20 protein-coding genes are annotated in these 24,718 nt (G+C 70.5%); 7 read left to right on the top strand and 13 right to left on the bottom strand.

Annotation, left to right across the window (positions count from 1 at the left end; all coding sequences use genetic code 11):
- The first annotated feature begins 56 nt into the window (after positions 1–56).
- The gene (locus tag ABT254_RS27805; RefSeq protein WP_351475507.1) at positions 57–1,619 is read left to right on the top strand and encodes a purple acid phosphatase family protein; all 1,563 of its coding nucleotides are present in this window, start codon (positions 57–59) and stop codon (positions 1,617–1,619) included.
- Positions 1,620–1,673: 54 nt separating this feature from the next.
- On the opposite strand, the gene ABT254_RS27810 is transcribed toward ABT254_RS27805, so the two are convergent.
- The gene (locus ABT254_RS27810) at positions 1,674–1,805 is read right to left on the bottom strand and encodes a hypothetical protein (protein WP_115905715.1); all 132 of its coding nucleotides are present in this window, start codon (positions 1,803–1,805) and stop codon (positions 1,674–1,676) included.
- Positions 1,806–2,090: 285 nt separating this feature from the next.
- On the opposite strand from ABT254_RS27810, the gene ABT254_RS27815 reads away from it, so the two are divergent.
- Positions 2,091–2,297 (top strand): DUF5988 family protein, encoded by a 207-nt coding sequence (locus tag ABT254_RS27815; RefSeq protein ID WP_351475510.1) that lies wholly within the window; start codon positions 2,091–2,093, stop codon positions 2,295–2,297.
- Here ABT254_RS27815 and ABT254_RS27820 read toward each other — a convergent pair.
- From ABT254_RS27820 to ABT254_RS27830, 3 genes are read right to left on the bottom strand one after another with little or no spacing between them, the layout of a single operon-like run.
- Positions 2,294–3,166: an alpha/beta fold hydrolase gene (locus ABT254_RS27820; protein WP_351475513.1), complete on the bottom strand. Its 873-nt coding sequence runs from the start codon at positions 3,164–3,166 to the stop codon at positions 2,294–2,296. The two genes, ABT254_RS27815 and ABT254_RS27820, sit on opposite strands and share 4 nt — an antisense overlap.
- Positions 3,167–3,192: 26 nt before the next feature.
- Positions 3,193–4,824 carry an L-glutamate gamma-semialdehyde dehydrogenase gene (gene pruA / locus ABT254_RS27825; protein ID WP_351475516.1) on the bottom strand — a complete coding sequence of 544 codons (1,632 nt, stop codon included), beginning with the start codon at positions 4,822–4,824 and terminating at the stop codon, positions 3,193–3,195.
- 51 nt (positions 4,825–4,875) lie between these two features.
- A complete protein-coding gene (locus ABT254_RS27830) occupies positions 4,876–5,802 on the bottom strand; it encodes a proline dehydrogenase family protein (RefSeq protein WP_351475519.1) in 927 nt (308 codons plus the stop codon).
- A 128-nt stretch (positions 5,803–5,930) separates the two neighbouring features.
- Here ABT254_RS27830 and ABT254_RS27835 point away from each other — a divergent pair, with 128 nt between their 5' ends.
- Positions 5,931–7,142, top strand: coding sequence for a PucR family transcriptional regulator (locus ABT254_RS27835; protein ID WP_351475522.1), 1,212 nt, complete (start codon positions 5,931–5,933; stop codon positions 7,140–7,142).
- Between the two features lie 100 nt (positions 7,143–7,242).
- Here ABT254_RS27835 and pdxR read toward each other — a convergent pair whose 3' ends face one another.
- Positions 7,243–8,655: a MocR-like pyridoxine biosynthesis transcription factor PdxR gene (gene pdxR / locus ABT254_RS27840; protein ID WP_351475525.1), complete on the bottom strand. Its 1,413-nt coding sequence runs from the start codon at positions 8,653–8,655 to the stop codon at positions 7,243–7,245.
- A 47-nt stretch (positions 8,656–8,702) separates the two neighbouring features.
- Here pdxR and ABT254_RS27845 point away from each other — a divergent pair, with 47 nt between their 5' ends.
- Positions 8,703–9,890: an MFS transporter gene (locus ABT254_RS27845; protein WP_351475528.1), complete on the top strand. Its 1,188-nt coding sequence runs from the start codon at positions 8,703–8,705 to the stop codon at positions 9,888–9,890.
- 24 nt (positions 9,891–9,914) lie between these two features.
- Here ABT254_RS27845 and ABT254_RS27850 read toward each other — a convergent pair whose 3' ends face one another.
- The gene (locus ABT254_RS27850; protein WP_351475531.1) at positions 9,915–10,505 is read right to left on the bottom strand and encodes a TetR/AcrR family transcriptional regulator; all 591 of its coding nucleotides are present in this window, start codon (positions 10,503–10,505) and stop codon (positions 9,915–9,917) included.
- 95 nt (positions 10,506–10,600) lie between these two features.
- Here ABT254_RS27850 and ABT254_RS27855 point away from each other — a divergent pair, with 95 nt between their 5' ends.
- Positions 10,601–12,121: an MFS transporter gene (locus tag ABT254_RS27855; RefSeq protein WP_351475534.1), complete on the top strand. Its 1,521-nt coding sequence runs from the start codon at positions 10,601–10,603 to the stop codon at positions 12,119–12,121.
- 66 nt (positions 12,122–12,187) lie between these two features.
- On the opposite strand, the gene serA is transcribed toward ABT254_RS27855, so the two are convergent.
- The 6 genes from serA to ABT254_RS27885 form a co-directional block, all read right to left on the bottom strand.
- Positions 12,188–13,777 carry a phosphoglycerate dehydrogenase gene (gene serA / locus ABT254_RS27860; protein ID WP_351475537.1) on the bottom strand — a complete coding sequence of 530 codons (1,590 nt, stop codon included), beginning with the start codon at positions 13,775–13,777 and terminating at the stop codon, positions 12,188–12,190.
- 232 nt (positions 13,778–14,009) lie between these two features.
- A complete protein-coding gene (ilvC, locus tag ABT254_RS27865) occupies positions 14,010–15,008 on the bottom strand; it encodes a ketol-acid reductoisomerase (RefSeq protein ID WP_030942878.1) in 999 nt (332 codons plus the stop codon).
- Positions 15,009–15,126: 118 nt separating this feature from the next.
- Positions 15,127–15,651, bottom strand: a complete 525-nt coding sequence (gene ilvN, locus ABT254_RS27870; RefSeq protein WP_059128941.1) for an acetolactate synthase small subunit — start codon at positions 15,649–15,651, stop codon at positions 15,127–15,129.
- 22 nt (positions 15,652–15,673) lie between these two features.
- A complete protein-coding gene (locus tag ABT254_RS27875; protein ID WP_351475797.1) occupies positions 15,674–17,527 on the bottom strand; it encodes an acetolactate synthase large subunit in 1,854 nt (617 codons plus the stop codon).
- Positions 17,528–17,763: 236 nt separating this feature from the next.
- Positions 17,764–20,775, bottom strand: a complete 3,012-nt coding sequence (locus tag ABT254_RS27880; protein WP_351475542.1) for an EAL domain-containing protein — start codon at positions 20,773–20,775, stop codon at positions 17,764–17,766.
- Positions 20,776–21,221: 446 nt separating this feature from the next.
- Entirely contained in the window at positions 21,222–22,172 is a 951-nt protein-coding gene (locus tag ABT254_RS27885; protein ID WP_351475545.1) for a 2-hydroxyacid dehydrogenase, read from the bottom strand.
- Between the two features lie 75 nt (positions 22,173–22,247).
- Between ABT254_RS27885 and ABT254_RS27890 the strand changes: the two genes are divergently transcribed.
- The gene (locus tag ABT254_RS27890) at positions 22,248–23,246 is read left to right on the top strand and encodes an aldo/keto reductase (RefSeq protein ID WP_351475548.1); all 999 of its coding nucleotides are present in this window, start codon (positions 22,248–22,250) and stop codon (positions 23,244–23,246) included.
- A 115-nt stretch (positions 23,247–23,361) separates the two neighbouring features.
- Positions 23,362–24,504, top strand: coding sequence for a PQQ-dependent sugar dehydrogenase (locus tag ABT254_RS27895; RefSeq protein ID WP_351475800.1), 1,143 nt, complete (start codon positions 23,362–23,364; stop codon positions 24,502–24,504).
- A gap of 4 nt (positions 24,505–24,508) precedes the next feature.
- Here the strand turns inward: ABT254_RS27895 and ABT254_RS27900 are convergent, their stop codons facing one another.
- On the bottom strand, positions 24,509–24,700 hold the full coding sequence (locus ABT254_RS27900; RefSeq protein ID WP_351475551.1) for a DUF6191 domain-containing protein: 192 nt from the start codon (positions 24,698–24,700) through the stop codon (positions 24,509–24,511).
- Between the last annotated feature and the right edge of the window lie 18 nt (positions 24,701–24,718).

Consider the following 24,718-nt stretch of genomic DNA (forward strand, 5'->3'; position numbering starts at 1 on the left):
CACCCGTTCACCCGTATGTCTGGCGGCCGTTGGCCGTCGCTGGGAAGTTCCCTCACATGGACATACCCGACGTCGGCATCCCGCAGCAGCTCGCAAGCCGGATGAGCATGGCCGAGCAGTACGAGTATCTGCGTACGAAGCTGATCCGGCGCCGCACGCTGGTGACCGCGGGCGCGGTGGCGGCGGGCGGGGTGCTGAGCGGCTGCGGCGGTGGATCGGGAGCCCAGGGCACAAGGACCTCGGCGCCCCCGAGCCCGGCGGTGCACGGCTCGGTCGTCGCCCCCTTCGGCCGGCATCTCGCCTTCGGCGCCGACCCGAAGTCGCAGATGCGGGTCTCCTGGCAGGTCCCGCTGGCCGTGCGGAAGCCGTACGTCCGCATCGGTCTGAAGCCCGAGGATCTGAGCCGGAAGATCGAGGCCGAGGTCCGCGCTCTGCACACGCCGGGTGTGACGGGCGTACGGCCTGCGCTGGAGCAGTACTACCTCCATGCGGCCCTGGACGGCCTGCGCCCCGGCACCACGTACTACTACGGCGTCGGCCACGAGGGCTTCGACCCGGCAGCCCCGAAGCACCGCTCGACGATCGGCAGCTTCCGCACGGCACCGGCCTCCCCGGAGAAGTTCGTGTTCACGGCCTTCGGCGACCAAGGGGTCAGCCAGGCCGCGGCCGCCAACGACCACGTCATCCTGCGCCAGAAGCCCGCCTTCCATCTGCACGCCGGGGACATCTGCTACGCCGACACCAATGGCCGGGGCGACAAGTCGGACGGCTACGACCCCGCCTTCTGGGACCTGTTCCTCAAGCAGAACGAGCCGGTGGCGAGGTCGGTACCGTGGATGGTGACGACCGGCAACCACGACATGGAGGCCTGGTACTCGCCGGAGGGCTACGGCGGCCAGCTGGCCCGCTTCTCCCTCCCGGACAGCGGCTTCGACCCTCGTAGAGCGCCGGGGGTGTACGCGTTCACCTACGGCAACGTCGGCTTCGTGGCGCTGGACGCGAACGACGTCTCGTACGAGATCCCCGCCAACTTCGGCTACACGGACGGCAGGCAGACGAAGTGGCTGGACAGCAAGCTGGCCGAGCTGCGGTCGGCGAAGGGGGTCGACTTCATCGTCGTCTTCTTCCACCACTGCGCCTACTCGACCTCCGCACACGCCTCCGACGGCGGGGTACGGGCTCAGTGGCTGCCGCTGTTCGCCAGGCACCAGGTGGACCTGGTGATCAACGGGCACAACCATGTCTACGAGCGCACGGACGCCATCAGGAACGGCGGGGTCGGCAGGCCGGTCCCCATCGGCGCGTCGACCGACCCGGCACGGGACGGGATCGTGTACGTCACGGCGGGTGGCGGCGGCCGTGATCTGTACGGCTTCCCGGCGGGTGTGAAGGAGAGCTACGAGGGACACGTCACGCACCACGACTCCGTCGACACCTTCCGCTGGACGAAGTCGAAGGCGTCCGCGCCGGAGAGCGTGGAGTGGTCGCGGGTGCGCTACCGGGGTTTCTCGCTGCTCACGGTGGAGGCGGAGAGCGGCGCGAGGCCCGCCCTGAAGGTGTCGGCGCTCACGGACAGCGGCGAACGGATCGATCACTTCGAGGTGCGGCGCGGAGCGTGAGCCCGCGCCGCACCTCGTGCGGGTGCGGCTCCCGGCTCAGTGGTGATGCCCGGCTCAGTGGCCGGTCGAACCGCCGTTGTCCCTTCGATCCAGGGCTCGCTGGAGGGCGGCTGCGGCGTTCTTGCGGTCGGACTCGCTCGTACGGGAGAGGTGACGGACTCGGCGGCGTGCGGTCGTCTCGGCCATGGGAAATCGACTCCTTCGACATCCGGGAGTGCGGAAAGGGGTTACGAGACGCCGGATGGGGCGGGGAGCGGCGCCGCAGGGGTTGCCTGCACGGGGCGCGCTCACGACCGCCATTCGCTTGGTCGAGCGAGACGTTCGGCTTCTACAAAAGTAAGCGAGCGAGCCCGGTCTGTCTCCACAATTACTCGGACTTCCTACTATCTGAGACAGTGGATTGAGTCACAGGGCTCTGATCAGGAGTAATGTCGTTTTCTGCCGGATTCCAACCGAGGGAAGGGTGAGGTCATGCCCGACACGGTCAAGGCACTTCTCGAGGGCGGCCCGCAGGATCTGCCCGCACGGATCGTCCCGGTCGACACCTCAGGACCGGACCTGAAGATCGAGCTCCGGAACGGCTACGAGCACTTCAGGGCGACCTCGCGTCACGCGAACACCCCGGAAGGCAGCCTGCCGGTGTACGAGTGGTGGGAGCGGACGGAGATGCCGGGCTAGGCCACCGCCGGCCCGACCGCCTCCCGGAAGCCCTTCGGGTCGTCCGTCCACACCATGTGCCCCGCGTCCGGCAGGATCACCCGGCGGACGCGGGGCAGAGCACGTTCCAGGGAGTCCACGGCGGAGCGGGGGCGGATGTCCTGGGCGCCGTCGAGGATCAGGACCGGCAGATCGAGGGCGCGGCAGGCGTCGTGGAGCTCGGGAGTCCCCCAACTGCGCCCGCGTTCCTGGTTGAGGGCCTTGCCGCACTCGCGGTTGATCCCGAACCAGGGGTCGGCCATCCGTTCGGCACGCTCCAGCGCCCGCTCCTGGTCCTGGAACTCGGCCGACCACTGCAGGATCGCCCACTCCCGGTCCTCGTCGTCGGATCGCACCGGCAGGTCGTCCAACTCCCGTCGGCGGACGAGGCGTTCGGGCTGCTCGCCGAGGCGGGCGAGGAGGTTGGCCAGGAAGGCGGGGTGCCAGTCGGAGTCAGGTCCGATGCCCGTCCCGGACACGTACACGAGCAGGCTCACCCGCTCCGGGTGCGCCAGGGCGTAGCTCAACGCGAGCTGCGCGCCCCACGAGTGGCCCAGCAGCCGCATCCGCTCAAGACCGAAGTGCCGTCGTACGGCGTCGAGATCGGCGACGAAGCGGTCGAGCGTCCAGGGACCGGTGACCTCCCGTTCCGAACGCCCGCAGCCCCGCTGGTCCCAGCGGACGACCGGCGTAAGGTCGGCGAGCAGCTCGGCCAGGTCCTCGAAGTAGTCCCACAGGCCCGGCCCGCCGTGGCAGAGCACCAGGGGTTCGCCGGAGCCCGACCGCGCGGCCCACAGACGTACGCCGTCGTCGGCCGCCACGGTCGGGCTCTCGTTCTGCTTCGCCGTCATGAGGGGCAGTCTGCCCCGGTGACGGGTCAGCCCATGTGCGGGTAGGTGTAGTCGGTCGGCGGGACCAGCGTCTCCTTGATGGCGCGGGTCAGGGTCCAGCGCATCAGGTTCTGCGGGGCGCCGGCCTTGTCGTTGGTGCCGGAGGCGCGGCCGCCGCCGAAGGGCTGCTGGCCGACGACGGCGCCGGTCGACTTGTCGTTGATGTAGAAGTTGCCTGCCGCGTAGCGGAGCTTGTCCATCGTGTACGCGGCGGCCGCGCGGTCGCCCGAGATGACCGAGCCGGTCAGCGCGTAGTCGGACACCGACTCCATCTGGGTCAGCATCTCCTCGTACTTGTCGTCCTCGTAGACGTGCACGGCGAGGAACGGGCCGAAGTACTCGGTGCGGAACACCTCGTTCTCCGGGTCGGAGCACTCGACGACGGTCGGGCGGACGAAGTAGCCCACCGAGTCGTCGTAGCTGCCGCCCGCGACGATCGTGCAGGCCGGGTCGGACTTGGCTCGGTCGATGGCGGCCTTGTTCTTGGCGAAGGAGCGCTCGTCGATGACGGCACCGATGAAGTTGGAGAGGTCGGTGACGTCGCCCATGGTCAGGTAGTCGACCTCGGCGGCGAACTCCTCCTTGAAGCCGGAGTTCCAGATGGACGCCGGGATGTAGGCGCGGGAGGTCGCCGAGCACTTCTGGCCCTGGTACTCGAAGGCACCGCGGGTCAGCGCCGTCTTCAGGACCGCGCGGTCGGCGCTGGGGTGCGCGACCAGGAAGTCCTTGCCGCCGGTCTCGCCGACCAGGCGCGGGTAGGAGCGGTACTTCTCGATGTTGTTGCCGACCGTCTTCCACAGGTACTGGAAGGTCTTGGTGGAACCGGTGAAGTGGATGCCGGCCAGGTCCCGGTGCTCCAGAGCCACCTTGGAGACCTCGATGCCGTCACCGGTGACGAGGTTGATGACGCCCTTGGGCAGCCCGGCCTCCTCCAGCAGCTGCATCAGCAGGACCGCCGCGTGGGTCTGGGTCGGGGACGGCTTCCAGACGACGACGTTGCCCATGAGCGCGGGCGCGGTGGGCAGGTTGCCCGCGATCGCGGTGAAGTTGAAGGGCGTGATCGCGTAGACGAAGCCCTCCAGCGGGCGGTGGTCCAGACGGTTCCACACGCCCGGGGAGTTGGCCGGGGGCTGCTCGGCCAGGATCTGGCGGGCGTAGGCGACGTTGAAGCGCCAGAAGTCGATCAGCTCGCAGGGACAGTCGATCTCGGCCTGCTGGGCGGTCTTCGACTGGCCGAGCATGGTCGATGCGGCGAGCGTCTCGCGCCACGGGCCGGACAGCAGCTCGGCCGCGCGCAGGATGATCGCGGCGCGGTCGTCGAAGGACATCGCGCGCCAGGCGGGCGCGGCGGCGAGGGCCGCGTCGATGGCGTCCTGCGCGTCCTGCTGGGTGGCGTTGGCGTACGTGCCCAGGCGGGCCTTGTGGTTGTGCGGCTGCACGACGTCGAACCGCTCGCCGCCGCCCATCCGCTTCTCGCCGCCGATCGTCATCGGCAGGTCGACCGGGTTCTCGGCCAGCTCCTTCAGCTTGGCCTCCAGCCGGGCGCGCTCGGGCGAGCCGGGGGCGTAGCCGTGCACCGGCTCGTTGACGGGGGTGGGGACCTGGGTCACAGCGTCCATGGGATCCGTAACTCCTTGATGTTGAGCGGGTGTTGCGAGCGGGGTGCGGGTTCAGCCCTTGCTGAGCATGCTGCGGACGAAGAAGCGCAGGTTCGCCGGCTTCTCCGCGAGCCTTCGCATGAAGTAGCCGTACCAGTCGGTGCCGTAGGCGGTGTAGACGCGCATGCGGTGGCCCTCGGCGGCGAGTCGGAGGTGTTCGTCGCTCCGGATGCCGTAGAGCATCTGGAACTCGTACTCGTCGGGCTTGCGCCCGGCCTTGCGGGCCAGCTCCTGGGCGATGGAGATCAGGCGCGGGTCGTGGGACCCGACCATCGGGTACCCCTCGCCCTCCATCAGGATCCTGAGGATCCGCACATACGCCTTGTCGATCTCCTGCTTCTGCTGGTACGCGACCTCGGCGGGCTCCTTGTACGCGCCCTTCACCAGCCGCACCCGGCTGCCGGCCGCGGCGAGACGGCGGGCGTCGGCCTCGGTGCGGAACAGGTAGGCCTGGATGACGCAGCCGGTCTGCGGGAAGTCCTTCCGCAGCTCCTCGTGGATGGCGAACATCGAGTCGAGGGTGGTGTGGTCCTCGGCGTCGAGCGTGACCGTCGTACCGATGGCGGCGGCGGCCTCGACGACGGGCCGGACATTGGCGAGGGCGAGCTCATGGCCGCCGTGGAGCGCCTGGCCGAACATCGACAGTTTGACGGACATCTCGACCCGCTCACCGAGGCCCAGGTCGCTCAGCCGGTCGATCAGCGCCAGATAGGCGTCCCTGGCCGCGGCGGCCTGCTCGGGGCTGGTGATGTCCTCGCCGACGACGTCCATCGTCAGCTCCAGACCGCGGCCCGTGAGGTCCTTGATGATCGGCACGATGTCGTCGACGGTCTCACCCGGGATGAAGCGGTCGACGACCTGCTTGGTCACCGGGGCCGCCGAGATCAGGCGTCGCATCCGGTCGCTGCGCGACGCGGCAAGAATCACGGGACCCAGCACGGGGCACCTCCACAAACCAGCAGATAGAACCACCGTGAAACCTAAGGATCCCTCCGATCCTCAGCCATCGACAGCTGTCACGCATCCGTGCCGCAGATCTCAGACAGATGTATGAAGCGGGCCCGGAAATGCGGGAGAATGCCCGAGTGACGTCCGAAGCTTTCAGCCACGCCGGTGACTACCAGGAGCTGGTCGACGAGATCTCCGAGCTCCTCGGCGTACCCGCGACCCTGGAGAACCGGGACTTCGAGCTGATCGCCTTCGGTGCGTACGACAGCGAGGGCGACCTCGACACCTCCGCCCTGGATCCCGTGCGCACCCGCTCGATCCTGACGCGGCGTTCCACGTCCGCGGTCCGTTCGTGGTTCGAGGGCTTCGGCATCACCCGGGCGACGGGCCCGGTCCGTATCCCGCCGACGCCCGAGGCGGGCGTGTACCGGGGACGCATCTGCCTTCCGGTACGCCATCGGGGTGTCGTCCTCGGCTATGTCTGGCTGCTGGACTCCGACCCCGGCCCGACCGAGCGGCAGCTGACCGCCGCCATGGACGTGGCGGCACGCATCGGCGCGCTGCTGGCGGACGAGGCGCAGCACGGCGCCGACCTCACCCGGGAGCTGCGGGCCGTGCTCACCGCCGAGCGCGGCTGGCAGCAGGACATGGCGGTGGCGGAGTTGCGCACCGCGCTGGGCTCGCGCGCGGACGGCCTGCACACGGTGGTCTGCGTGACCCCCTGGCCGTCCGCCGACCCGGAAGACGCCCCTTCGGTGCGTACGGTGCCGGGGGCGACGGCGCTGTGCACGGTGCCGTGGGGTGCGTCCTCCCATGCCCTCGCCCTGCTGGTACGGCTGCGCTCGGCGGACGTCCTGACGCCGGCCGGCTCGGCGGCGGGGCGGCTGCTGGAGCGGGCGCGGCAGCTGGAGGGGGGCGGCACGGCGGCGTGCGGGATCGCGGCCGCGCGCACGGGGCTCGCGGAGCTGGCGACGGCCTGGCGGGAGGCCCTGGCGGCGGCGCGGGCCGCGCTGGCGGAGCCCCGGCTCGGTCCGGTCGCCGAGTGGGCGCACATCGGCCCCTTCCGCCTGCTGACCGCGCTGCCCCCCGACGTGGCCCACGACCCTGCCGTCCACACCCTGTTGTCCCCCACCCACCGCGAACTCGCCCGCACCGCCGAGATCTACCTCGACTGCGCGGGCCAGGCCGCCCGCACGGCCGCCGAACTGGGCATCCACCGTCAGACCCTGTACTACCGCCTGTCCCGCGTGGAGAAGCTGACGGGCCTCGACCTGGACGACGGCGAGGATCGGCTGCTGCTGCACATGGCGTTGAAGGGCGCGAGGCTGTAGTCATGCCGCCGCTGATGCGGGAATCCGTCGCACCGAGCCCGCATACCGCCGCGACCAGCCACAGCGAAGCCCCGGACAAAGAGACGGCTCATCGATCCCCTCACCCGCCCTGGCACAGGACATCCGCAACGGCAGCCACGCCTTCCCCGATCGCCCGCTCCGTCACATCCCCGAACCCCAGGACGAGCAGCCCGGGGGTCACGGCCCCCGAGGCCCTGCACGGGCTCATGCCGTACAGACCGACCCCGCGGCGGCGCGCCGCCGCCACCACCGCCCGCTCCTCCACGCCCTCCGGCAGATGCGCCACCGCATGGAACCCGGCGGCCAGCCCCGACAGCCGTACCGCGGGGGCGTGTCGGGCGAGTGCCTCCACGAGGGCGGTGCGGCGGGCCGCGTACGTCGTGCGCATGCGGCGCAGATGGCGGTCGTGGCGGCCGGACTCGATCAGGCGGGCGAGGGCGAGCTGGTCGAGGGCGGGTGAGCCGCGGTCGGCGATGCGTTTGAGGTCGGTGACCGAGTCGAGGAGCGCGGGCGGGCACAGCAGCCAGCCCAGGCGCAGGGCGGGCGCGAGGGACTTGCTGACCGTGCCGATGGAGATCACCCGGTCCGCGGCGATCCCCTGGAGCGCACCGACCGGTTCACGGTCGTAGCGGAACTCGGCGTCGTAGTCGTCCTCGATGACGTACGCGTCCCGGCGTGCCGCCCATTCGATCAGCGCGTGGCGACGCTCGGGTGTCAGTACGACGCCCGTGGGCCACTGGTGGGCCGGGGTGACGATCACCGCGCGGGCTCCGGTGGCGTCCAACGCCCGTACGTCGACGCCGTCTTCGTCGACCGGCACCGGTACGGCCGCGAGGCCCGCCGCGTCGGCGGCGGACCTCGCGGTGGCGGGTCCGCCCGGGTCCTCGTAAGCGACGAGGCGCACCCCGCTGCGGGCGAGCGCGCGCAGGGCGAGGTTCAGGCCCTGTGCGTAGCCGGAGCAGACGACGGTGCGGGCGGGGTCGGCGGCGGCGCCGCGGACCCGGCGCAGATAACCGGCCACCACCTCGCGCAGGACCCAACTGCCGCGTGGATCCCCGTAGTCGAGCTCCGCGGTGGGCATGGTGCGCGCCGCCTCCCTGGTCGCCCACAGCCAGTCGGCGAGCGGGAAGGAAGCCAGGTCGGGGACGCCGTGCCGGAAGTCGGCGATCAGGCGGGGGCGGGCCTCGGGCGGCGACGGCGCGGGGGCGGGCTCCACCTGGGCGCAGGCCGCGACACGGGTGGCGGAGCCGACGCGGGTGACGAGGTAGCCCTCTGCCTGGAGCTGCGCGTAGCAGTCCTGGACGAGACCGCGGGACAGACCGAGGACGCGGGCGAGTTCACGGGAGGAGGGGAGGCGTTCGCCGGCCTCCAGCCGGCCCGAGCGGATCGCGTCCCGCAACTGCCGCTCCAACTGCGCACAGAGCCGATCCCCGCCGTCCCGGTCCACGGTCAGGAGCAGCTCGGGTGACAAACCGGCCCACTGCACAGGCATGGAATTGGAGCTTAGCCCAGGGCCGGTCGGTGCGTAGCTTCGACGGTATGACGCCTACGACGCCTTCGGCCGACTGCCCTGCGCAGCAGATCACTTCACGCCCGCCGCTGCTGAGCCGGCCCCTGCTGCTGCGCTTCGTGAGCCTGGTCGGCGCGAGCGTCAGCTTCTTCCTGCTGCTGTCGGTGGTGCCCGCCTACGCCGCCGAGGCGGGCGGCGGAGGTGCGGCGGGTCTCGCCACCGGCTCTCTGATGCTCGCCACGGTCCTCGGCGAACTCGTCACTCCCCGGCTGGTGGCCCGGCACGGCTACCGGGCGACCCTGATGGCCGGCCTGTTCCTGCTCGGCGCCCCGGCCCTGGTTCTGACCATGTCCGGCGGCACGGCGTGGATCGTGGCGGTGTGCCTGGTGCGTGGCCTGGGCTTCGCGCTCACGATCGTCGCGGGCGGCGCCCTGACCGCGACGCTGATCCCGGCCGAGCGCCGCGGCGAGGGCCTGGCGGTGGTGGGTGTGGTGTCCGGGGTGCCGTCGCTGATCGGTCTGCCGCTGGGGCTGTGGCTGGTCGGGCGGGTGGGGTACGGGCCGGTGGCGGTGGCCGGGGGTGCGGCGGCGCTGGCCGCGATCGTCTCCGTGCTCGGACTGCCTGACCGGTCGGCGGGTTCGCAGGAGTCGGTGGGAGTGGTCCGCGGGCTGCGCACGGGCGCCCTGCTGCGCCCGGTCGTCGTGTTCGCGGCCACCGCGACGGCGGCCGGAATCCTGGTCACCTTCCTGCCGTTGGCCGTCCCTTCGACATCCGCCGGGGTGGTGACCGTGGCGCTGTTCGTGCAGCCGGCCGCCGCGACCGTGGCACGCTGGGCGGCGGGCCGCCACTGCGACCGGTACGGCAGCGCCCGGCTCGTGCTGCCCGGCCTGCTCCTGTCGGCGGCGGGCGTGCTGGTCACCGCCGCGACCGGGAGCGCGGCCGCCGTCGTGGCGGGAACCGCCCTGTTCGGAACAGGCTTCGGCATCGCGCAGAACGCCACGCTGACACTGATGTACGCCCGCGTCTCCGCCTCCTCCTACGGCACGGTCAGCGCCCTGTGGAACCTGGCCTACGACGGCGGCATGGGCGTGGGCGCCGCGGGCTTCGGCCTCCTCGCGGGGCTGACCGGCTACCCATGGGCCTTCGCGGCGACGGCGGTACTGATGCTGGGCGCCCTGGCGCCGGTTCTTCGAGATCGCCACCACAACGATTGCTGAAGTCCACTTCGGGGGACGGGAGACTCAGCTCCTCGTGGCCCCGGTGGCCCCGGCGATCACCTGGCGCAGCCCCTCGGTGAGCTGCTCCGCGGTGGGCGCGGTCTTCGGGTCGAAGTGCCACTGGGCGATGAGGCCTGTCATGAGGGTCACGTAGAACATGCCGAGCGTGTCGGTGGTCTCGTCCGAGACGTCCTCCTCGCGCCCGCCCATGAGCATCGGCACGAACCCGCGTCCGGCCTCCCGCTGGGCGCGCGCCAAGTGGTCGCGCAGCTCGGGCAGTTGGTCACCCATGACCACGATCTCCATGCTGAGATGCCAGATCGAGCCCGGCGCGCGCATGGTGCCGATGACGTTCGACCACACCTCCTGGAACCGTTCGAGGGAACCGGGCTCGGCGCTCATCGCGGCCCCGTCCCCCTCGAAGGCGTCCCCCATCCCCTCGACCAGCGACACATACGCCTGCGCCAGCAGGGCGTCCTTCGACCCGTAGTGGTAGCCGATCGAGGCCAGGTTGGTCCCCGACGCCTTGACGATGTCGCGCGCCGTCGTGCGCGCGAACCCCTTCTCCAGCAGGCAGCGCTTGGCGCCTTCGAGCAGATCCTCACGGTGTCCCATGCCCCCACCCTACTCCGATCCATACAACCGTCCTAGACGCATGACTTATACGTTCGTTCTAGACAAGTGTTTAAGACGCCCGTACAGTCCCTGTCATGACGAACCCGACGAGCACCACCACAACCCCGGCCGGCCAACTGGCCGGCCGCCGCGAATGGACCGCAGTGGGCGTGCTGATGCTCCCGTTGCTGCTGGTCTCGATGGATGTCTCGGTCCTGTACTTCGCGATCCCGGCGATCAGCGCGGACCTGGAACCGAGTGGGACCCAGCAGCTGTGGATCTTCGACATCTACGCCTTCGTCCTGGCCGGCCTGCTGATGACGATGGGCTCCCTGGGCGACCGCATAGGCCGTCGCAAGCTGCTCCTGATCGGCGCGGCGGCCTTCGGCATCGCGTCGCTCACCGCGGCCTACGCGAACAGCGCCGAGACCCTGATCGCGGCCCGCGCGGTCCTCGGCATCGGCGGCGCGACCCTGATGCCGTCGACGATGGCGCTGATCCGCACGATGTTCACCGACCCGGGCCAGCGCGCGAAGGCGATCGGCCTGTGGTCCGGTGTGATGACGGCCGGCATCGCGCTCGGCTCGGTGATGAGCGGCGTCCTCGTGCAGTACTTCTGGTGGGGCTCGGTCTTCCTGGTCAACCTGCCGGCGATGGCCCTGCTGCTGATCCTTGGCCCGTTCCTGCTGCCCGAGTCCCGCGACCCCGCCCCCGGCCGCTTCGACTGGCTCAGCGTGCCTCTGTCGATGGCCGCGGTGCTCCCCGTCATCTACGGCCTCAAGGAGATCCCGTCCGAGGGCTGGCACGTCCAGTACGTCGTCTCGATCACCGTCGGCCTGCTCTTCGCGACCGCCTTCGTCCACCGTCAGCGCACCGCCGCCGCACCGATGATCTCGCCGGCGCTGTTCCGCGGCCGTGGCTTCGCGCCCTCCGTCGTCCTCAACCTCATCGGCTCGTTCGCCATGATGGGCTCGGCGTACTTCACCACGCAGTACCTGCAGTCGGTGCTCGACAAGAGCGCCATGGAAGCGGCCCTGTGGGCACTGCTGCCGTCGGTGCCGATCGGCATGGCGGCACCACTGGCGACCTCAATGGTCCAGAAGGGCGTCGACCGCGCCTACGTCGTCACCGCGGGCTTCGCGATCGGCGCGGCCGGCTACGCGCTCCTGGCCTTCGTGGGCACGGACTCCCTCTGGCTGATCCTGGTCGCGTGCGGCGTCCTCGCCTCGGGGATCGTCATGGTCATCTCGCAGATCACGGACCTGGCGATGAGCAGCGCCCCGGTGGAACGGGCGGGCTCGGCCTCCTCCCTGATGGAGACCGGCGCGGAGTTCGGCGGCGCGCTCGGGATGGCGATCCTCGGCTCCATCGGTACGGCCCTCTACCGCCACGAGATCCCCGCCTCGGCTCCCGCTCCGGCCCACGAAACCCTGGGCGGCGCACTGGCGGCGGCCGCTCAGCTCCCGGGGCGCGCGGGAGACGCCCTGGCGACGACGGCCCGCGAGGCGTTCACCAGCGGAATGCACGGCGCGGCGATCGCCGGGACGGTGGTCCTGGTGGGGGCGGCGGCACTGGCGGCGAGGGCGCTGCGGGGGATTCGCGTCAGCGACAAGTAGCACGTAGGGCAACGCGAAGGGGCCGAGCCGACTCACGTCGGCTCGGCCCCTTCCCTTGGTGATCTGTCAGACCAGGTTCACCGAGCGGGCGAACGTCGCCCCGATCTCCGCCTCGACCTCGACCAGCACCGCGGGGGGCACCGTGTCGTCCACGGTCAGTACGGCCAGCGCCTCGCCACCGGCCACGGCCCGCGAGACCTGCATACCGGCGATGTTGATCCCCGCCTCGCCGAAGATACGGCCGACCGTGCCGACGACACCGGGACGGTCCTCGTACCGCAGCACGACCATGTGGTCGGCAAGGGCGAGGTCGACGTCGTAGTCGCCGACGGCCACGATCTTCTGCAGGTGCTTCGGGCCGGCCAGCGTGCCCGAGACCGACACCTCGTCGCCGCCCGAGAGCGTGCCGCGCACGGTGACGACATTGCGGTGGTCGGTCGCCTCCGAGCTGGTGGTCAGCCGCACCTCGACGCCGCGCTCCTGCGCGAACAGCGGGGCGTTGACGTACGACACCGTCTCGTCGACGACGTCCTCGAAGACACCCTTGAGGGCGCTGAGCTCCAGCACCTTCACGTCGTGCTGGGTGATCTCGCCGTACACCTCGACGTCGAGGCGGACCGCGACCTCACCGGCGAGCGCGGTGAAGATACGGCCGAGGCGCTCGGCGAGCGGCAGGCCCGGCTTGACGTCCTCGGCGATGACACCGCCCTGGACGTTCACCGCGTCCGGCACGAGCTCACCGGCGAGGGCGAGGCGCACCGAGCGGGCGACGGCGATACCGGCCTTCTCCTGCGCCTCGTCGGTGGAGGCACCGAGGTGCGGGGTGGCGACGACCTGGTCGAACTCGAACAGCGGGGAGTCCGTGCAGGGCTCCTTCGCGTACACGTCGAGACCGGCACCGGCGACCCGGCCCTCCTTGAGGGCGGAGTACAGCGCCTCCTCGTCGACGATCCCACCGCGCGCGGCGTTGACGATGCGCACGCTCGGCTTGACCTTGCGCAGCGCCTCGTCGCCGATGAGGCCGACGGTCTCGGGGGTCTTGGGCAGGTGGACGGTGATGAAGTCGGAGACCTCGAGCAGCTCGTCCAGCGACAGCACCTTGACGCCCATCTGCGCGGCGCGGGCGGGCTGGATGTACGGGTCGTAGGCGACGACCTTCATCCCGAACCCGGACATGCGCTGCGCGACGAGCGCGCCGATGCGGCCGAGACCGACGACACCGAGGGTCTTCTCGGCGAGCTCGACGCCCGTGTACTTGCTGCGCTTCCACTCGCCGTTCTTCAGCGCGGCGTTGGCCTGCGGGATGTGGCGGGCGGTGGCGACGATGAGGCCGCAGGCCAGCTCGGCGGCGGTCACGATGTTCGAGGTGGGGGCGTTGACGACCATCACGCCGGCCTTGGTGGCGGCGGAGACGTCGACGTTGTCCAGGCCGACGCCGGCTCGTGCGACGACCTTCAGCTTGTTCGCGGCGGCGATGGCCTCGGCGTCCACCTTGGTGGCGGAGCGGATCAGGATCGCGTCGACGTCGGCGATGGCGGGGAGCAGTTCGGCTCGGTCCGCTCCGTTGCAGTGCCGGATCTCGAAGTCGGGGCCAAGCGCGTCCACGGTCGCGGGCGACAGCTCTTCAGCGATGAGTACGACGGGTTTCGAGCTCACGTGAGTCCTCACAAGTCCAATGCGGACGGCCGTCCCGACGGCCGCAGGCGGTGGAGGTTTGCTAGCCGCGTGGAAGACGCACGACGCTGTGGGCCTGACGCGTATGTAGTACGGCAGTGTAGTGGCGGCGCGACGATCGTCCTGCGCCTCTCCGGAAGGATCACCCGTCCGTGAGTGGACGGTCTGGACAAGGGGGCCGGAGCAGTCCGCTCCGGCCCCGTCGCCATGAGGCTTACGCCTCCTCGTCGACCCAGCTCATCAGCTTGCGCAGCTGCTTGCCGGTGGTCTCCAACAGGTGCTCGGAGTCGGCCGTCTTGTACTCGTTGTACTTCTTCAGACCGCCGTGGTACTCGGCCATCCACTCACGCGCGAAGGTGCCGTCCTGGATCTCGGCGAGGACCTTCTTCATCTCGGCCTTGGTGGCGTCGGTGATGATCCGCGGGCCGGTGACGTAGTCGCCCCACTCGGCGGTCTCGGAGATCGACCAGCGCATCTTCTCCAGGCCGCCCTCGTACATGAGGTCCACGATCAGCTTCAGCTCGTGCAGGCACTCGAAGTACGCGATCTCCGGCTGGTAGCCGGCCTCGGTCAGCGTCTCGAAACCGGCCTTCACCAGCGCGGCCGTGCCACCACAGAGAACCGCCTGCTCACCGAAGAGGTCGGTCTCGGTCTCCTCGGTGAAGGTCGTCTTGATGACGCCGGCGCGGGTGCCGCCGATGCCCTTGGCGTACGACAGCGCGAGCGCGAAGGCGTTGCCGGTCGCGTCCTGCTCGACGGCCGCGATGCACGGAACGCCGCGGCCCTCCTCGTACTGACGGCGCACCAGGTGGCCCGGGCCCTTCGGGGCGACCATGCAGACGTCCACGTTGGCCGGGGGCTTGATGAAGTCGAAGCGGATGTTCAGGCCGTGGCCGAAGAACAGCGCGTCCCCGTCCTTGAGGTTGTCCTTGATGGACTCCTCGTAGACCTGGGCCTGGATCGGGTCCGGCACCAGGATCATGATGACGTCGGCCTCGGCGGCGGCCTCGGACGGCGTCACCACGCGCAGGCCCTGCTCCTCGGCCTTGGCCTTGGACTTGGAGCCCTCGTGCAGACCGACACGGACGTCGACACCCGAGTCACGGAGCGACAGCGCGTGGGCGTGGCCCTGGCTGCCGTAACCGATGACCGCGACCTTGCGGCCCTGGATGATGGACAGGTCGGCGTCGGCGTCGTAGAACAGCTCGGCCACTTTGGGTTCTCTCCTTGAGTGCAGGTTGTGCGTCCCACCGTATGACGACGGGCGGAAGTGAAGTTTCGGGGTCTCGGAATACGGGCGGCCGGTGTCACCCGGCCGCCCCAATGCGTCGTTACGCCGACCGGTCGAGCGCGCGCAGCGACCGGTCCGTGATCGAGCGGGCGCCCCGGCCGATCGCGATGGTGCCGGACTGGACGAGCTCCTTGATGCCGTACGGCTCCAGCATCTTGAGCATGGCGGACAGCTTGTCGCTGCTGCCGGTGGCCTCGATGGTGACGGCCTCCGGGGAGACGTCGACGGTCTTGGCGCGGAACAGCTGGACGATCTCGACGATCTGGGAGCGCGTCTCGTTGTCGGCGCGCACCTTCACCAGGACGAGTTCGCGCTGGACGGCCTGGGCCGGCTCCAGCTCGACGATCTTCAGCACGTTGACCAGCTTGTTGAGCTGCTTGGTCACCTGCTCCAGCGGCAGGTCCTCGACGTTCACCACGATGGTGATGCGGGAGATGTCGGGGTGCTCGGTGACGCCGACCGCGAGCGAGTCGATATTGAAGCCGCGGCGGGAGAACAGGGCGGCGATCCGGGCCAGGATGCCCGGGGTGTTCTCCACCAGGACGGAGAGCGTGTGCTTGGACATGGTCTGGTTGCGTCTCTCTCGCTCAGTCGTCTTCGTTGTCGCCGAAGTCGGGGCGGACGTCCCGGGCGGCCATGATGGTGTCGTTCGAGGTGCCGGCGGCGACCATCGGCCACACCATCGCGTCCTCGTGGACGATGAAGTCGATGACGACGGGGCGGTCGTTGATGGAGTTCGCCTCTTCGATGACCTTGTCGAGGTCGGCGGGGTCCTCGCAGCGGATCGCGTAGCAGCCCATGGCCTCCGACAGCTTCACGAAGTCGGGGACGCGGGTGCCGGCGCTCGGCTGCTTGCCGTCCGCCTCCGGGCCGGAGTGCAGCACGGTGTTGGAGTAGCGCTGGTTGTAGAAGAGGGTCTGCCACTGGCGGACCATCCCGAGGGCACCGTTGTTGATGATGGCGACCTTGATCGGGATGTTGTTCAGGGCGCAGGTGGTGAGCTCCTGATTGGTCATCTGGAAGCAGCCGTCGCCGTCGATCGCCCAGACCGTCTGGTCCGGGGCGCCGGCCTTGGCACCCATCGCGGCCGGGACCGCGTAGCCCATCGTTCCGGCGCCGCCGGAGTTCAGCCAGGTCGCGGGCTTCTCGTACTGGATGTAGTGCGCGGCCCACATCTGATGCTGGCCCACGCCCGCGGCGAAGATCGTGCCCTCCGGTGCGAGCTCTCCGATGCGCTGGATGACCTGCTGCGGCGACAGCTGGCCGTTCTCGGGGTGCTCGTAGCCCAGCGGGTACGTCTCGCGCCAGCGGCTGAGGTCCTTCCACCAGGCGCTGTAGTCGCCCTGGTGGCCCTCGCTGTGCTCCTTCTGGACGGCCTGGATCAGGTCGGCGAGGACCTCGCGCGCGTCCCCGACGATCGGCACGTCCGCGGCGCGGTTCTTGCCGATCTCGGCCGGGTCGATGTCGGCGTGGACGATCTTGGCGTACGGGGCGAAGCTGTCCAGCTTCCCGGTGACGCGGTCGTCGAAGCGGGCTCCGAGGGCGACGATCAGGTCGGCCTTCTGCAGCGCGGTGACGGCGGTGACCGCACCGTGCATGCCCGGCATTCCCACGTGCAGCGGGTGGCTGTCGGGGAATGCGCCGAGCGCCATCAGGGTGGTGGTGACGGGCGCTCCGGTGAGCTCGGCGAGAACCTTGAGCTCGGCGGTGGCGTGTGCCTTGATGACACCGCCGCCGACGTAGAGGACGGGCCGCTTGGCGGAGGTGATCAGCTTCGCGGCCTCGCGGATCTGCTTGGCGTGCGGCTTGGTCACCGGGCGGTAGCCGGGCAGGTCCATGACGGGCGGCCAGGAGAAGGTCGTCTGCGCCTGCAGCGCGTCCTTCGCGATGTCGACCAGGACCGGGCCGGGACGGCCGGTGGAGGCGATGTGGAAGGCCTGCGCGATCACCCGCGGGATGTCCTCCGCCTTGGTGACCAGGAAGTTGTGCTTGGTGATCGGCATCGTGATGCCGACGATGTCCGCCTCCTGGAAGGCGTCCGTGCCGATCGCCTTGGACGCGACCTGCCCGGTGATCGCCACGAGCGGCACCGAGTCCATGTGCGCGTCGGCGATCGGGGTCACCAGGTTGGTGGCGCCCGGCCCTGAGGTCGCCATGCAGACACCGACCTTGCCGGTGGCCTGCGCGTAACCCGTCGCCGCGTGGCCGGCCCCCTGCTCGTGGCGGACCAGGACGTGGCGCACCCGCGTGGAGTCCATCATCGGGTCGTACGCGGGAAGGATCGCACCGCCGGGAATGCCGAATACCGTGTCGGCCCCGACCTCCTCGAGAGAGCGGATGAGGGACTTCGCACCCGTGACGTGCTCGGGTGCGGACTGCTGTCCTCCGGATCGGGGCCGCGGCTGCGGATGGGCCCCGGTGGCCTGCTCGGTCATCGTCAGTCTCTTCTCGATGCTGAGGGTTTTTGCGAGGTTTGTACAGTGTTCAAGTGCTGCATGACTGGTGCCTGTGCAACAAAAAACCCCTCGTGCCGTAAGGCAAGCGAGGGGAGCGCGCCGGGTGTGGTCGCTGGGAGTTCCGGGTCCGTCCGGACATCGCCAGCTCAGCCGACGCGCTTTCCAAGTACGAGAATTCGGGTGCGCATGGCACAGACCCTCCCCCCGGCACGCACCACGTGTCAAGTGGGTGGGACGGGAGTCTCATTATGTGAGCGGAGGGCACTTCCGCCTCCCAGAACAGCGGGCACACCACTGGTGTACACCCCTGCGCCGCCGCCCGCGAACGCGGGCTCGATCGGGCCGTGCGGTACCGGATAGTGGCCGGAAGACAGCGCCCGGCGCACCCGGACCTCGTCCAGCGGACCGGAGAACGCCATGCCCTGCCCGTGCGTGCACCCCATCGCGCGCAGCGCCACGACCTGTTCGGGCAGGTCCACGCCGTCGGCCACGGACTGCAGCCCGAGGTCGGTCGCGATCCGCAGCAGCCCACTGGTGATCTTGTGCAGCCGCGCGGACTCGACGACGCCCTCGACCAGGCTGCGGTCGAGTTTCAGCACGTCGACGGGGAGTCTGCGCAGCGCCGTGATCGCCGCATAGCCGCTGCCGAAGCCGTCCAGGGCGATCCGCACGCCGAGCCTGCGCAGGGCGGCCAGGCGTCGCTCCAGCTCGTCCAGGGAGACCCGGGGGTCGGTGTCGGACAGCTCGATCACCAGGGAGCCGGACGGCAGCCCGTGCCGGGTCAGCAGCGCCTCGATGGAGCCGAGCGGCATCGAACGGTCGAGCAGCCGCCGGGCGCTCATCGGCACCGCGACGGGCACGGACAGCCCCGTGCCGGTGCGCTCGGCGGCCTGCTCCACGGCCTCCTCCAGCATCCAGCGGCCGAGCTCGGCGGTCTTGTCACTGTCCTCGGCGACCCGCAGGAACTCGGCGGGGGTGAACAGCACCCCCTGCGAGGACCGCCAGCGCGCCTGTGCCTCGACCGACGTGATCCGGCCGTCCTCCAGACAGACCACGGGCTGGTGCAGCAGCGCGAACTCGCCGTCGTGCAGTGCGGCACGCAGCCGGGTGGCCAGCTCCGCCTTGCGTACGACGTCCTGCTGCATCTGCGGGGCGTACAGCTCGACGCGGCCCTTGCCGGCCGCCTTGGCGCGGTACATGGCGAGGTCGGCGTTGCGCAGCAGCTCGCCCGCACCGAGGCCGGGCTCGGCGAAGGCGACGCCGATGGAGGCCGCCACCCGGACATCGTTGCCGTCGATGAGGTACGGCTGCGAGAGCGTGATCCTGAGGCGGTCGGCGAGCTCCAGGATGTGCCGTTCGCGCGCGGAGCGGTCCCGGGTGCCGTCCCCGACGATGAGGGCCGCGAACTCGTCACCGCCGAGCCGGGAGGCGGTGTCCCCGTGCCGGACCGCGTCCTGGAGTCTGCGGGCGGCCTGGACGAGCAGCTCGTCCCCGGCCTGGTGCCCGATCGTGTCGTTGACGGCCTTGAAGCCGTCGAGGTCGATGAAGAGGACGGCCGTACCCCGCAGGGACACCCGGTCGGCGGCCCGGCGGCCGGAGAGGGCCTGCTGGACGCGCTTGGTGAACAGGGCCCGGTTGGGCAGGTCGGTGAGCGGGTCGTGCTCGGCGTTGTGCTGCAGCTGTGCCTGCAGGCGCACTCTTTCGGTCACGTCCCGGCTGTTGAAGATGAGGCCGCCGTGGTGGCGGTTGACCGTGGACTCGACGTTGAGCCAGCCGCCGTCGCCGGACCGGAAGCGGCACTCGATGCGCGTAGTGGGTTCCTCGGACGGGCTGGCGGCGAGGAAGCGGCGCACCTCGTGCACCACGCAGCCCAGGTCCTCCGGGTGGATGAGATTGGCCAGTTCCGTACCCACGAGGTCCTCGGCGGGCCGTCCGTAGACCCCGGCGGCGGCCGGGGAGACATAGCGGAGGATGCCGTTGGGCGCGGCGATCATGATGACGTCGCTGGAGCCCTGCACCAGGGAGCGGAAGTGGTTCTCCTTCTGCGCCAGTTCCTGGGTGAGGGTGATGTTGTCGAGCAGCATGATGCCCTGGCGCACCACGAGGGCGAGCACCACCGTGCCACCGGTGAGGAGCACCACGCGGTCGACCCGGTGGCCGTTCAGCACCGTGTAGAGGATCCCGAGCGTGCACACGGCAGCGGCGAGATAGGGCGTGAGGGCGGCCAGGGAGCCGGCGATGGGCCGGGCGCCCGGATACCGGCCGTGATCGCCTCCCTGTGGTGCCGGGTGGTGCTGGTGCGCGCCACCCCGCTGGCCCGGCACGTGTTCGTGCACCACGCGCGTGTGCCCGTCGAGGTCGCACCGGTCGGACTCGGACTGCTGGCCCGGCCGGGGCGCGGCCCAGGGGGCGTACGCCAGGAGCAGGGAGCCGGCGAACCAGCCCGCGTCGAGCAACTGGCCCGAGTGGTAGCTGTTGTGCAGCAGCGGCGAGGTGAACAGGGCGTCGCACATCACCGTCAGCGCCAGCGCGCCGATGGCGGTGTTGACCGCCGTGCGGTTCACCGCGGAGCGCCTGAAGTGCAGCGCGAGCACCATGCTGACCAGGACGATGTCCATCAGCGGATAGGCGAGCGACAGCGCGGTGTGCGCGACGCTCGGCCCGTCGAACTTGGCCGCCTGGGCGAGCGCGAGGCTCCACGACAGCGTGAGCAGCGAGCCGCCGATCAGCCAGGCGTCGAGCGCGAGGCACACCCAGCCGGCCTTGGTCACCGGCCGCTTGGCGAGCACCAGGAGTCCCACGATCGCGGGCGGCGCGAAGCACAGGAAGAACAGGTCGGCATAGCTGGGACTGGGGACCTGCTCGGCGAGGACGACCTCGTACCACCCCCAGACCGCGTTGCCCAGGGCGGCCATGGCGGAGGAGAGGGCGAACAGCAGCCAGGCGGGTCGAAAGCGGACACGGCGGCTGCGGGCGTACAGGAACAGCGACACGGCGGCGGTGCCGGCCGCGGCGCTCAGTCCGAAGTCACCCATGATCAGCGAGAGTTCGTCCGAACCCCAGCCGAACGCGGAACCGACGGCGTATCCCGCGCAGACCAGGGCCAGCACGAGTTGCGGGACCAGACCGGGTCCGCGGCCGGCGGCCGGCGGACGGGGCAGCAGCGTCCTCGGCGAGGGCTGTACCCGCACCGCTGTGCCGAGGGTGGTCGTGGGGGGCGGGGGCGAGCTCACCGGGCCCACCCGGTCCGCATCGCTCCCAGGTCCCGCAGCTCCCGGTGCGCTGGGTGCGCATGCCCCCGGCGGCTGTGCCTGCGGTGGTGATGGCTGTGCCGGCAGCCGTGACTGCCGTGGTGACCGCGTCTGCGCGCGGCCGTACGCCAGAGTCGCCTCCGGCGGCCCCGTCGCGTCGGATCGCTCGCCCATAGGCCGTGCATCGCCCGTCGCCCCCCTCACAGTCTGAATTTCCATCCCCGGCGCCGAACGGTGCGGCGCAGCCCCTGCTCGGGACGATACACCAGTCTCGTCACTCAGGGACATAGTTCCTCTACGCTCCGTGACGACCAGCGGGAATGTGAGCACGGACCGCGTCCGCAGGGTTGCGGAGGGTACCGGAAACGGATTGCACTCCCGTTGCGTCCCTCGCGCGGGGCGCGCACGGGACGCTCAAGCCGTCGGGGTCACGCGCCGCTTGCGCCTGTCGTAAGGATCACGTTGCGCAGCGGCTCCCGGTTCACGAAACGGGTCAACTGGTCCACCAGCAGTCGCTTGGCGCGGGGCAGAAACGCGGACGTGGGGCCGCCGACATGGGGGCTGATGAGGACTCCCGGGGCACGCCACAGGGGGTGTTCGCGGGGCAGCGGCTCCGGGTCCGTGACGTCGAGGGCTGCGGTGATACGGCCGGACTCCACCTCGGCGAGCAGGGCCTTGGTGTCGACGACGGGGCCGCGGGAGACGTTCACGAGGAGCGCGCCGTCCTTCATGCGCGCGAGGAAGTCGGCGCCGGCGAGGCCGCGGGTGGCCTCGGTGAGGGGCGTGACGAGGACGACGACATCCGCTTGTGGCAGCAGGGCGGGCAGATCGGTGAGCGGATGCACCGGGCCGCGCGCCGTGGTGCGCTCAGAGCGCGCGACGCGCGCCACCCGCGCCACCTCGAACGGAACGAGCCGGTCCTCGATGGCGGAGCCGATCGACCCGTATCCGACGATGAGGACGTTCTTGTCGGCCAGCGCGGGCCGGAATCCGCCGAGCCACTCCCCGCGGCCCTGAGCCCGCACGAAGTCGGGGACGCCTCGCAGCGAAGCGAGGATCAGTGTGAGCGCGAGTTCCGCGGTGCTCGCCTCGTGCACCCCGCGCGCGTTGCACACCTGCACGCCGGGACGCAGGTGCTTCAGCCCCGGCTCCAGGCTGTCGATGCCGGCCGACAGGGTCTGTACGACCTGCACGCCGCTCAACGCGGGGAGGGGACGTACGCCCACGTCACCGGGCTTCATGTAGGGAACGACGTAGTAGACGCAGTCGGCAGGGTCCCCGGGGAAGTCGTCGGCGCCGTCCCAGAAACGGTACTCGGGGCCTTCGGGAAGCCCCTCGATGGTGTCGGGCGGGATGGGGAGCCACACGTCAGCAGTCATGTCAGGAGGCTATGTCAGGGCCACGGCAGCGCAGAGGTTAGGTTGGGGGACCAGGAGAGGGAGGGTCACGAGCAGGTGGAGCGCAGGACGATCGGCGCGGGGGCACTCGCGGTGGGGGCCGTCGGACTCGGGTGCATGCCGATGAGCTGGGCGTACAGCGGGTCGCGGCAGCGGGGCGACGCCTCGCTCAGGGCGGTGCACCGGGCGCTGGACGCGGGTTCGACGCTCCTGGACACGGCCGACATGTACGGCCCGTTCACCAACGAGCTGCTGCTGGGGCGGGTGTTGAAGGAGCGCCGCCAGGACGCCTTCGTGTCGACGAAGGTCGGCCTGCTGGTGGGCGAGCAGCACATCGTGGCCAACGGCCGCCCCGGCTATGTGAAGCGCGCCTGCGACGCGTCCCTGAGGCGCCTGCAGACGGACGTCATCGACCTCTACCAGCTGCACCGCGAGGATCCGGAGGTCCCGGTCGAGGAGACGTGGGGCGCGATGGCGGAGCTCGTCCGGGCCGGAAAGGTACGGGCGTTGGGCCTGTGCGCGGTGGGCGCCCGCGGCGGCCGGCGCACCGGCGGCCGACTGCACGACGCGACGATCAGGCAGCTCCAGCGCGTCCAGCAGGTGTTCCCGGTGAGCGCGGTGGAGGCCGAGCTGTCGGTGTGGTCGCCGGAGGCACTGGAGTCGCTGCTGCCGTGGTGCGAGGCGCGTGATGTCGGCTTCCTGGCCGCGATGCCGCTCGGCAACGGCTTCCTGACCGGCACGCTCACCCCGGGCCAGGGCTTCGAACCGGACGACGTGCGTGCCCGCCACCCCCGTTTCACCGCGGAGATGATGGCCGCGAACCAGCCGATCGTGGCCGGCCTGCGCCGGGTCGCCGCCCGGCACGGCGACGAGGTCACGCCCGCCCAGGTGGCCCTGGCCTGGGTGCTGGCCCAGGGACGGCACGTGGTCCCGGTCCCGGGCACCAAACACGAACGCTGGGCAACGGAGAACGCCGCATCCGCAGCCCTCCGGCTGACCCCGCAGGACCTGACCGAACTGGCGGAACTGCCGGGCGCGCGGGGATCCTGGGACTGAACCCGACGGTGGGGATCCGTGGACCGGGAACCTGCGGGACGCGAGCGGTGTAAGACAAGTAGAACCTGCCGCTGGACCGCCGCCCGAAGGGACCAAGACCGTGCTACGACGAGCTGTGCCGGCCGTGCTGGCCACGACCGCGCTCCTGCTGACAGCGGGCTGTTCCTCCGGCGGAGGGTCAGGCGGTGACGGTACGGGGCCCGGCAGCAGCACGCCCGCGAGCGCGTCCCCGTCGCGGCAGGCCGCCGAAAAGGCCCCGCCCGCCAAGGGCTCCGTCAAGGTGCTGCGTACGGTCGCCACAGGGCTGAAGACCCCGTGGGGCCTCGCCCGGCTGCCCGGCGGGGGCCTGCTCGTCTCCTCCCGTGACGAGGGGACGATCACGAAGGTCGACGAGAAGACCGGCAGGAAGACCGAGCTGGGCAAGGTGTCCGGGGTCTCCCCCGCCGGAGAGGGCGGCCTCCTCGGCATCGCGCTCTCCCCGGACTACGCCGCGGACCACATGATCTACGCGTACTTCACCTCGGCCTCGGACAACCGCATCGTCCGCCTGCTGTACGACGCGCAGAAGCCGGCCGGCGAACAGCTGGGCGCGCCGGACACCATCTTCAAGGGCATCCCCAGGGGCTACATCCACAACGGCGGCCGGATCGCCTTCGGCCCGGACAGGATGCTGTACGCGGGCACGGGCGAGAGCGGAAACCGGGGCCTGGCCCAGGACAAGAAGTCGCTGGGCGGCAAGATCCTCCGTCTGACCCCGGAGGGCGACCCGGCTCCCGGCAACCCCTTCCCCGACTCCCCCGTCTACACCTACGGTCACCGCAACGTTCAGGGCCTGGCCTGGGACCCCGAACAGCGCCTGTTCGCCTCGGAGTTCGGCCAGGACACCTGGGACGAGCTGAACGCGATCAAGCCTGGCGGCAACTACGGCTGGCCGGACGCCGAGGGCAGGTCGTCCGACTCCGAGTACCACAACCCGATAGCCCAGTGGCACACGGACGACGCCTCGCCCAGCGGCATCGCCTACGCCGAGGGCTCGATCTGGATGGCGGGTCTCAAGGGGCAGCGCCTGTGGCGCATCCCCCTGAAGGGCACGGCGGCCTCGGCCGATCCGCAACCCTTCCTGCGGGGCGAGTACGGCCGCCTTCGGACCGTGGTCTCGGCCGGCGGCGACAGGCTGTGGCTGACGACGAGCAACACGGACGGCCGGGGAGACCCGAAGTCCGGCGACGACCGAATACTGGAGCTGCAGGTCCGCTGAGGGATCACTCCTCGGCGGCGTCCGTCTCTTCCTCCTGCCGGGGCGGCCGTACGACGACCTTCCCGGACTCGAGGTCTATCGGCCCGCGTCCGGGGTCGTTGTCGCCGACGTCCTCGCGGGTCAGTTCCAGCCTCTTCTTCTCGTCTCGGGTGTGTTTGCGGCCGGGTGCGAAGAGTTCCTCGAAGACGTTGAACATCGCTTTCCCTTCAGCTGC

This window comes from Streptomyces sp. NPDC001137 (genome assembly GCF_040298885.1).
GTDB lineage: Bacteria > Actinomycetota > Actinomycetes > Streptomycetales > Streptomycetaceae > Streptomyces.